8 protein-coding genes are annotated in these 9,311 nt (G+C 68.9%); 2 read left to right on the top strand and 6 right to left on the bottom strand.

The window, feature by feature from the left end; genetic code table 11:
- From tilS to Q1K70_RS12115, 5 genes are all read right to left on the bottom strand, one after another.
- Positions 1–1,003, bottom strand: a 1,003-nt coding sequence (gene tilS / locus Q1K70_RS12095) for a tRNA lysidine(34) synthetase TilS (RefSeq protein WP_300159808.1), incomplete at its 3' end; no start/stop codon positions are given.
- Between the two features lie 125 nt (positions 1,004–1,128).
- Positions 1,129–1,464 (bottom strand): hypothetical protein, encoded by a 336-nt coding sequence (locus Q1K70_RS12100; protein ID WP_300159811.1) that lies wholly within the window; start codon positions 1,462–1,464, stop codon positions 1,129–1,131.
- Positions 1,465–1,469: 5 nt separating this feature from the next.
- Positions 1,470–2,831, bottom strand: a complete 1,362-nt coding sequence (gene hemA / locus Q1K70_RS12105) for a glutamyl-tRNA reductase (RefSeq protein ID WP_300159814.1) — start codon at positions 2,829–2,831, stop codon at positions 1,470–1,472.
- Entirely contained in the window at positions 2,794–3,663 is an 870-nt protein-coding gene (gene ccsA, locus Q1K70_RS12110) for a cytochrome c biogenesis protein CcsA (RefSeq protein WP_300159817.1), read from the bottom strand. The genes hemA and ccsA overlap by 38 nt, the downstream gene beginning before the upstream one ends.
- The gene (locus tag Q1K70_RS12115) at positions 3,650–4,342 is read right to left on the bottom strand and encodes a bifunctional precorrin-2 dehydrogenase/sirohydrochlorin ferrochelatase (RefSeq protein WP_300159820.1); all 693 of its coding nucleotides are present in this window, start codon (positions 4,340–4,342) and stop codon (positions 3,650–3,652) included. The genes ccsA and Q1K70_RS12115 overlap by 14 nt, the downstream gene beginning before the upstream one ends.
- 89 nt (positions 4,343–4,431) lie before the next feature.
- Here Q1K70_RS12115 and Q1K70_RS12120 point away from each other — a divergent pair, with 89 nt between their 5' ends.
- Both Q1K70_RS12120 and Q1K70_RS12125 read left to right on the top strand, forming a co-directional pair.
- Positions 4,432–5,706, top strand: coding sequence for a glycosyltransferase family 9 protein (locus Q1K70_RS12120; protein WP_300159823.1), 1,275 nt, complete (start codon positions 4,432–4,434; stop codon positions 5,704–5,706).
- A gap of 2 nt (positions 5,707–5,708) precedes the next feature.
- Complete coding sequence (locus tag Q1K70_RS12125) at positions 5,709–6,983, top strand: glycosyltransferase (protein ID WP_300159826.1); 1,275 nt, start codon at positions 5,709–5,711, stop codon at positions 6,981–6,983.
- 15 nt (positions 6,984–6,998) lie between these two features.
- Here the strand turns inward: Q1K70_RS12125 and Q1K70_RS12130 are convergent, their stop codons facing one another.
- Positions 6,999–8,555, bottom strand: a complete 1,557-nt coding sequence (locus tag Q1K70_RS12130; protein WP_300159829.1) for a flagellar hook-basal body complex protein — start codon at positions 8,553–8,555, stop codon at positions 6,999–7,001.
- Between the last annotated feature and the right edge of the window lie 756 nt (positions 8,556–9,311).

A 9,311-nucleotide genomic window follows, 5' to 3' on the forward strand; every position in this document is an offset into this window, starting at 1 on the left:
GGCGCGTGATCCGCGCCTGCTTGCCGCCGGGAAACTGGAACACCCGGCCCGTTTGGCGGCGCGTCACGGCATCGTCCAGGCCGCGCAGGGCATCGGCCAGGGCCTGCCCCGGCCCGAGCGACGCCAGCGCTTTGCGATACAGGCGCGGACGCAGGGTCGGGTGCAGGCCAAGGACGGTCGCCAGCGGCAGGACGGCGGGATCGTCCGCTGCGGGCAGAAGGCTTTCGAAAAGCGCGGCGTCGAGGCGCGCCTGCCGCCACAGCCGCGCCGCCGCGTCGAGGTAGCGCGGGTTTTCGGCGCAAAGAAGCGGCAGGACGTCGTGGCGCAGGCGGTTTCGCCGGAAGGCGCGGTCGGCGTTGCTTGGGTCGGCCAGGGTCGGCAGGGCCAGCGCCGCGGCAAAGGCCTCGATGGCCGCCCGTGGCGTGAGCAGAAGCGGGCGCAGCAGGCGGCGCGCGGCGTCCAGGGCGGGCATGCCGCCAAGGGCCGGCCAGCCCGCGCCGCGCGTGGCGCGCAAGAGCTGGTCCTCGGCCAGGTCGTTGAGCTGGTGCCCGAGCACGATCCAGGCCTTGGTCCGGTCGCCGGCGAGTTCCGCGAAAAAGGCGTAGCGGGCGGCGCGGCCGGCGTCCTCGATGCCTCGCCCCTGGCTCCTGGCGAGTCCGGCCACGTCGGCGCGGCGCACGTGGCAGACGACGGCGCGCTCCCGGCAGAAGGCGGCCACCGACGCGGCCTCGGCCGCCGATTCCGGGCGCAGGCCGTGATCCAGGTGGGCGGCCTCCAGGCGCGCCCCCAGGCGGGGGGCCAGGACGGAAAGGACGGTGAAAAGGACCAGGGAATCCGGGCCGCCGGAGAGCCCCACGATCCAGGTCGCGCCGGCCGGGTCGTGGCCGCAGTCGCGCGTCAGGAAGCGGGCCACGGACAGGCAGAGCAGGGCCTGGGGACGCGGCAGCGCGCCGAGGTCCGGGCCGGGCCCGGCGTCTGGGGGGGAAGGGGGGATCGCCGTCATGCCGCGTGCCTGGCCGCGCCCGGGACCGCGTTCGCGCCCGCGACGCCATGGGCCGGCGCGGGCGGCGGCCTGCGGCGTCGCGGGCGCGGCTCGGGGCCGGGAAAGCGCCGGCCCCGGAGAGGGCGTCAGACCGGGATGTCCAGTTCCCGGATGAAGTTGTCGAGAAAGTCGATCATCTGCTGGCGCTGTTCGGGCGTGCAGTAGCTGATGCAGGAGCAGCGCAGCTTGCCGCTGCCGCGCACGAGCAGTTCGAGCTTGAGCCAGTTGCGCCCGGTCTCCAGGATGAGCATGTACGGGCCGCAGGTGTTGTAGTGCTGCTGCTGCTCGTCGTTGAGCATCTCCTGGGGAAAGGGGATGTAGTAGATGTGGTCCAGGGGACCTTTGAAGCCTTTTTCAGCCAGGTGCCGCTCGATGGTTTCCATATTTTCGGCGGCGACTTCATCGATGAGGTAGGATCGCATGGGAGTTACTCGCTGTCTTCCGTCGCATCGAGGTCCGGGTCGATGGCCTCGTCTTCGGGCGGTTTCCGGTCCGCATGGGCGTTTGGCGGCACGCCTTCGCGGTCCAGGTTGTACATGCGGCGGGTGAGATCGATGAACCTGTCGCCTTTTTCCTCCCGGGCCCGGCGTTTGAGAAAGGCGATGGGCTCGTGGAGCAATTTGTGGCTGATGGACAGGGACAGGGTCTCGATGGCCCGGCGGGTCTCGTCGGGGACGTCGGGGCCGAGGCGGCGCAGAGTCTTGGCCAGCTCGCGGCGGGCCACGTCCTCGCCGGCGGCAAGCAGATCCACGATGGTCGGCTTGACGTCCAGGGACTTGAGCCATTCGCCGAAGCGCTCCACCTGCAGGCCGATGATGTCCCGGGCGCGGGCCGCTTCCTCGCGCCGCTGGGCCAGGTTTTCCTCGACCACTTCCTGGAGGTCGTCGATGTCGTAGAGGTAGACGTTGTCCAGGCTGTTGACGTCGGGGTCGATATCGCGAGGCACCGCGATATCGATGAAAAACATTGGCTTATGCTTTCGTGCCTTGAGCACGGAACGCACGTCCCTGGCCCTTATGACCACATGGGGCGCGCCGGTCGAACTGATGACGATGTCCGCCTCGTGCAGCCGCGAGACGAACTCGTCGAAGGCCACGGGCCGTCCCTTGAAGCGCGCCGCCAGCTCCTCGGCCCGGGCGTAGGTGCGGTTGGCGACGAGAATCTCGGAGACGCCGGCGTTGAGCAGGTGCAGCGCCGCCAGTTCCGCCATCTCGCCCGCGCCCACGAGCATGGCCCGCTTCCCGGCCATCTCGCCGAAGATGCGCTTGGCCAGCTCCACGGCGGCGTAGCTGATGGACACGGCCGACGCGCCGATGCCCGTGGCCGTGCGCACCTTCTTGGCCACGGAAAAGGCCTTGTGGCACAGCCGGTTGGTGATGACTCCGGCCGTGCCCAGGGACACGGCGTGGCGGTAGGCGGCCTTGAGCTGCCCGAGGATCTGCGGCTCGCCCAGCACCAGGGAGTCCAGGCCCGAGGCCACGCAGAAAAGGTGCTCCACGGCGGCAAGTCCCGCGTGCTCGTAAAGGTGCGGCGCCAGGACCTGCGCGTCCTGGCCGCAGTGGGCGGCCCAGGCGCGAAGCACCGCCGGCCGGACGTCGCGGCCGGGCTGATCGGCCACCAGCACCTCCACCCGGTTGCAGGTGGACAGCACCAGGGCTTCGCGCACGCGAGCCTCGCCGCGCACCAGGAGATCGCCGAGCGTGGGCTTGTCGCCCAGGGCGAAGGCCTCCCGGACCTCGACGCCGGCGGTCTTATGGTTGAGGCCAAACAGGTAGATTTGATGCTCCATCGATATATCGCGCGAAACTGTGATGCGTTGGCATGAAAAAGTTGATGACGAGCAAGGACACGAGCGTCAGGCAGAAGATCCACATGGCCAGACGCGCGGGCTTGCGGCCGCGCCAGCCGAGAAAAAACCGCTGGTGGAACAGGAAGGCGTAGAGCAGCCAGACGCAGATGGCCGTGATCTCCTTGGGGTCGAAGGAGAAGATGCGGTTCCAGGTGAGCTTGGCCCAGATGAATCCCGAAAGAAGCCCTATGGTGTAGAGCGGAAAACCGACGGCCACGGCCCAGCGGTTGACCGTGTCGCAGGTGGACAGGGCCGGCAGGGCCTTGGAAAAGCCCGAGAGCTTCTCCTTGGTCTTGATCTTGCGGTCCAGGTACAGGTAGGCCGCGCCCGCGCCGCAGGCCATGGCCAGAAGGCTTATGGCCAGGAAAAGCGCCCCGATGTGCAGTCCGAAGAAAAGCCCGCCCAGCGCCTTGGGCAGGGGCATGCGCGTGGCCGTCACGGCCTGGGAGGACAGGAAGAGAAAAAGCGCCAGGGGCGCGGCCAGAAGCCCGAGCATCTCCAGGCGCAGCCGCCACCAGAGGATCAGGCAGATCAAAAGCAGGCTCCAGGCCAGCAGACTGAAGTAGAATTCGCCGAGCAGCAGGGCCGAGCCGCCCTCGGCCGCCAGCAGCACCAGGAGGTCGGCCGTGTGCAGGGCGAAGCCGGCCACGGTGAGTCCTTCCCCCGTGCGGCGAAGGAGCTTCCTGCCCGTCACCACGCCGAGCAGGTGCAGGGTCGCGCCCAGGAAGTAGGCGGCCAGGACCAGGAAGAAAAGGATGTTAAGCGCCGGCATGGCCCAGGGCTCCACCGATCAGCCCGGCCGCATCCTCGTGCAGGGGCTCGGGCAGGATTCGCCGCAGCACGGCCTCGGCCGCGGCGGCGTCGCCGCGCTCCAGGGCTTCGATCAGCGGCGAGTCGACGAGGTCGCGGAAGATGGCCGAATTCTCCTGCGTGGGCAGGCCGAGCCCGAGGACCATGGGCCGCAGGGCGCTCATGAGCACGAGCAGCGCGCCGTACTCCGTGCCGAGGAATTCCCCCAGCCCCTGCCTGATCTTGCGGGCCAGCGCCGGCGAGGCCCCGCCCGTGGAGATGGCCACGGTCAGGTCGCCCCGGGTGAAAAGGGCCGGCACGATGAAGCTGCATTTTTCGGGCTGGTCCACGATGTTGCACAGGATGCCGCGCGCGGCGCACTCCCGGCTGATGGTCCAGTTGAGTTCCTCGTCGTCCGTGGCGGCGATGACGAGAAACCGGCCGTCGAGGTCGGCCGGGACGAAGGCCCGGCGCTCGAAGACCACGGTCGGCGCGGCGGCCAGTTCTTCCACCACGTCCCGGGGCGGCGCGAGGTCGAGGACGAGCACCTCGGCCGGGCCGCAGGCGGCGAGCGTGGCGATCTTGCGCCGGCCCACCTGGCCCGCGCCCACCACCAGGCAGCGCTTGCCGTGAAGATTGACGTAAAGGGGATAATACCGCATGGAAGCCTCCTATAGCAGAAGAACGCACGGACGGAAAAGGGCTTTTTTTCACATGTGTTTTTCGAAATCGTGACCCAGCCGGAGAAGGAATGGCGCGCTTTCTGGTGGTCCAACTGGCCCGCATCGGGGACCTGGCCCAGACCCGGCGGCTGCTTGCCGGCCTGGCCCGAAAGGCCGAGGCGACGGGCGGCGAGGTGCATCTGGCCGTGGACGCGTCGCTCGCCGGCTTGGCCCGCCGCCTCTATCCCTTCGCCACGGTCCACGGCCTGCCGGCCCACGGCGCGCCCGGCCGGGACGCCGCGGCCGCGGCCCGGCGCGTCATGGAGGCGCGCCCGGCTTTCGAAGCCGTGGCCGCCGCCCGTTGGGACAAGGTCTTCCTCCTCAACTTTTCGCCCCTTTCCATGGCCCTCGCGGCCATGTTCCCGCCCGAGGTCCAGCGGGGCTACCGTATGCACGCCGGCCAGGCCGACAAGGACGCGCTCCTGCGCCTGGTCTTTCGCCTGACCCGGGACCGGCGCGGGGCCGGCATCAATCTGGCCGACATCTGGGCCCATCTCGACGACGCTCCCCTCGACCCGGCCCTAGTCAACCCGCCGGCCGCGCCCCGGGGCGGCGGGCTCGGCGTGGCCCTGGCCGGCCGGGCGGCCAGGCGCTCCCTGCCGCCCGAGGTGCTGGCCCCCATCGTGCGCACGCTTTTTCTGGCGACCGGTGCCAAGCGCGTCACCCTGTTCGGCACGCCGTCCCAGGCCGGCGAGGCCCGGGCGCTGCTGCGCCGCCTGGACGGCCCCGTGCGCGAGGCCTGCCGCGACGCCACGGGTCAAACCGACCTGCCCGGGCTCGTCGACGCCTTGTCCGGCCTCGACCGGCTCGTCACGCCTGACACCGGAGCCATGCACCTGGCCGCCTTTTGCGGCGTGCCGGTCACGGCCTTTTTCCTGTCCTCGGCCTGGAGCCACGAGACCGGCCCCTATGGCCTCGGGCACACGGTCTGGCAGCACACGGTCCCGTGCGCGCCCTGCCTGGAGTCGGCCCCCTGCGACAAGGGGCTCGCCTGCCTGCCGCCCTTCGCCGACCCGGCCCTGCACCGCTGCCTGGCCGCCCCTGCCAAGGCCGCACCCCCGGCCGGTATCGTGGGGTTGGCCACGGACTGCGATGCCCTGGGCGCGTTGTGCCGGCCCTTTTGCGGCGACGACCCCACGGCCGGCCGGCGCGAGGCCCTGCGCGCCTTCCTGACCCGCCGGCTGGCCGGGGAGGCGGCGGACGCCGTGCCCGCCGAAAGCGGCCACGACCTGGCCGAAAGCCTCAGTCTCGAAACGGACTGGGTCCTGCCGCCGCCGGGCCGGGCTCTGGCCGGGGAGTGGTAGCCATGGCTTTTTCCCGCGCCCTGCGCGTGCTCGTGGTGTTGCCGATGTACGGCGGCTCGCTGCCCATCGGCCGCTACTGCGCCGACGCCCTCAAGGGGCTCGGCCACGCGGTCGAGGTGTTCGAGGCTCCGGCCTTTCACGGGGCGTTTTCGGCGCTCAAAGACCTGCGGGTGACGTCCGACCGCCTGGAATACCTGGAGAACAGCTTCCTCCAGGTCGTGTCCCAGGCCGTGTGCGCCAAGGCCGAGACTTTCGGCCCGGACCTGCTCCTGGCCCTGGCCCAGGCCCCGCTGTCGCGCCAGGCCCTCAAGCGCCTGCGCCGCGACGGTGTGGCCACGGCCATGTGGTTCGTGGAGGATTTTCGGCTCTTTACCTACTGGGAGGCCTTCGCGCCTTATTACGACGTCTTCGCCGTGATCCAGAAGGAGCCGCTGCTGGAAAAGCTGGCCGCCGCGGGCCAGGGGAACGCCTTCTACCTGCCGCTGGCCGCCGATCCGGCCGTGCACCGGCCTCTGGAGCTCACTCCCGTGGAACGGCGGATCTACGGCGCGCGCACGTCGTTTATGGGCGCGGGCTATCCCAACCGCCGCCTGGCCTTTGCCGAGCTCCTTGACTACGGGCTGGCCATCTTCGGCAGCGACTGGGACGGCGACGCGACGCTGGCCCCGCGGCTGCGCCTGGACGGTCGCCGGATCAGCACCGAGGAGTCGGTGCGCATCTTCAACGCCGCCGAGGTCAACCTCAACCTGCACTCGAGCGTTTCCGTGGAAAGGCTCGTTCCCGGCGGCGACTTCGTCAATCCCCGCACCTTCGAGCTGGCCATGTGCGGGGCCTTCCAGCTGGTGGACCGGCGGGGCCTTTTGTCCGAACTCTTCTCCGAGGACGAGCTGGCCCAGTTCGGCGACTTGGGCGAGCTCAAGGAGCGGCTGGCCTATTTCCTGGCCCATCCCGACGCACGCGCGGTCTTTGCCGAAAAGGCCCGGCGACGCGCCCTGGCCGAGCATACCTACGCCCGGCGCATGGAGGCGTTGCTGGACTTTGCGGCCTCGCGCCTGCCCGGCTGGCCGGGGGGGGAACGGGACGGCGGGCAGGCCCTTTCGGGGCTGCCGGAGGAGATGCGGGGCGAGGTGGCGGCGCTTTTGGGCGAGCTTTCGCTGCCGCCGGACGTGTCCTTCGACGACCTTGTCTGGGCCGTGCGGGCCCGGCAGGGCGTGCTCTCGCCCCTGGAGACGAGCCTGCTTTTCCTCGACGAGTGGCGCAGGCAGTACGGCCGCTAGCTCGCGGCCGCCGGCCTACTTCTTGATCTCCATGGCCTTTTGCATCATCTCGTCGGCCGTGGTCACCACCTTGGAGTTGGAGTCGAAGGCGCGCTGCAAGGTGATGAGGTTGACCATTTCCGTGGCCATGTCCACGTTGGACGATTCCAGGGAGTAGCCGGTGATGCCGTCGAAGACGCCGGAATTGGCCCGCCCGATGCTGGCCGTGCCCGAGGCCGAGGTGGCGGAGAGCAGGTTGTTGCCTTCCCGGTAGAGGTCCGTGGGGTTTCGGAAGTCCGCCAGGGCCACCACATAGAGGGCCGCCGTCTGGCCGTTGGAGAACGTCCCGGAAATGACGCCGTTGTCGTCCACGCTGGTGCTGATCAGTTCGCCCGAGGCGTAGCCGTCGCTCTTGGAATCGAGCGTATAGGAGGAGGTGGCGTAGTTGGTGGTGCAGGTGGCGCTGTTGACCGTGGCCGAGGGCGTGTAGCCGGCGTTGGCGCTGGCCAGGGTGCCGATGTCCGCGGCCGTGGTCGGGGCGTTGGAGCTCCAGGCGTCTTCCGAGGTGGAAAGGCCGGTCTTGAATTCGATGCTCTGGCTGGCCAGGGTCGTGGAGGAGTTCGTCTTGGAGACGAAGGTGGCGCTCATCTGCGGCACGCCGTTGCTGTCCACGGTGGCCTGGGTCCAGTCGGACAGGCTGGTGGGATCGCCCCCGGAGGGGGTGAAGGCGGTCTGGTTCTCGAGTTCGCCCTGGGCGGAAAAGGTCAGGGTGCCGATCATGAGCACCCCGGCCTTGGTGGTGCCGGCGGAGCTGCCGCCGTCCTCGTCGGGCGGCACGGTGACCATGTATTCCCAGTATTCCTTGCCGTTTTCGTCCTGCACCTTGGAGTAGTACGTCGTGAGGGTGTGCTCGCCGCCCTCGGAGTCGTAGACCTTGACCTGGGTGGAATAGTCGGAATTCGCCACGGGCGTGCTGCTCGTGGCGTCGTAGTTCGTGAACATGGTGAAGTACGGGTTGGTCGTGTCCAGGGTCTGAGCCTCGGTCGTGCTGTCGAGGTTGACGGCCATGGTGACGGAGCTCGTGGCCTGGGCGGGCAGGGTGAAGTCCTTGATCTGGATGTCGGTCACCGTCCCGGTTGTCGGGGTGGTGGAAAGGGAGGTGCCGCTACGCTTGGCTGCGGTGACGGCGTCCTGGTCCACGGCCCATCCCTGCACCTGGTTGCCGGTGGAAGTCACCAGGTAGCCGTCGGTATTGAAGTTGAACGAGCCGTCCCGGGTGTAATACACCTTGTCGTTGGTGGGGTTTTTCACGACGAAGTAGCCGTGCTCGCCGCCGATGGCCATGTCCATGGAATTGCTGGCGTCCTGGATGCCGCCCACGGTCGTGGTCATGGACACGCTGCCGACCTGCACGCCCATGCCGACCTGGCTCCCGTCCGATGTCCCTCCGGCGAGGGTGCTCATCATGTCGGAAAAGAGCATCCGCGAGGACTTGTACCCCGTGGTGCCGGTATTGGCGAGGTTGTTGCCGGTGTTGGTGATGCCGCTGCTGTAGGCGAGCAGCCCGGAAACGCCGGTCCAGATCGCGCTCATGTCGTACCTTCCTTGTTCCGTGGGCGGCAGGAATTGCCGGCCGCCAGGCCCTGGTCCCTTGAGGGGGCCGGGTCGCTTTCCGTCTGGCGTCGGGACCGCGCCCATCCGGTCTTTCCGGTGGGGAGAAGGGGCCCGACGCGCGGCGCGGAAAGGGAAAACCTTGCCGCTTGCCGCGGAAAATGCACAAGGCGGGCCAACGCGAAAGCGGGGCGCGCGCCCGGCACGACTGTTGCCTGTGCCGCCGCCGCTCGGCTCCTGGCGGCCGGAGGCGCGAAGCGGTCCGCGCTTGGCGTGGCCATGCCTTGGTTGCTTCGAATGGATTGATATTTCTCCAGAAAATACGAAGAGTTCTTTTCAGAATGCCCGGTTGCGGGAAGAAGGGCGTTGACAGGCCTGAGTGATGGGCTTAAGTGTATTCTCCCACGCTGACGTTCGGTGACGATTTCGCGTCGATCGGGTCGCAGGGGGTTGAAAAAGAGGTTGACGGGCGGACCTGGTCCGCGTAGACAGCCACTCCCGCTGCGGGAAACCGGGGCGGGGCGTTTCCGGGGACGACAGGTTCCCGGAAAGATTGAAAAAAAGGTGTTGACGGTTCTGTGCGGTCGGGGTAGACGGAGCCCCTCCGCTTCGGGAGACCGGGGCACGGCCGGCGGCGCGAAGGCGCGGCGGGCGAAGTTGAAAAAAGGTGTTGACGGTGTCGGCGGGCGGGCGTAGAGACGCTCCTCCGCGTGACGGCAAGCCGGCAGCGCGGCCCGG

The sequence above is a fragment of the Solidesulfovibrio sp. genome, assembly GCF_029978005.1.
Taxonomy (GTDB): domain Bacteria; phylum Desulfobacterota; class Desulfovibrionia; order Desulfovibrionales; family Desulfovibrionaceae; genus Solidesulfovibrio.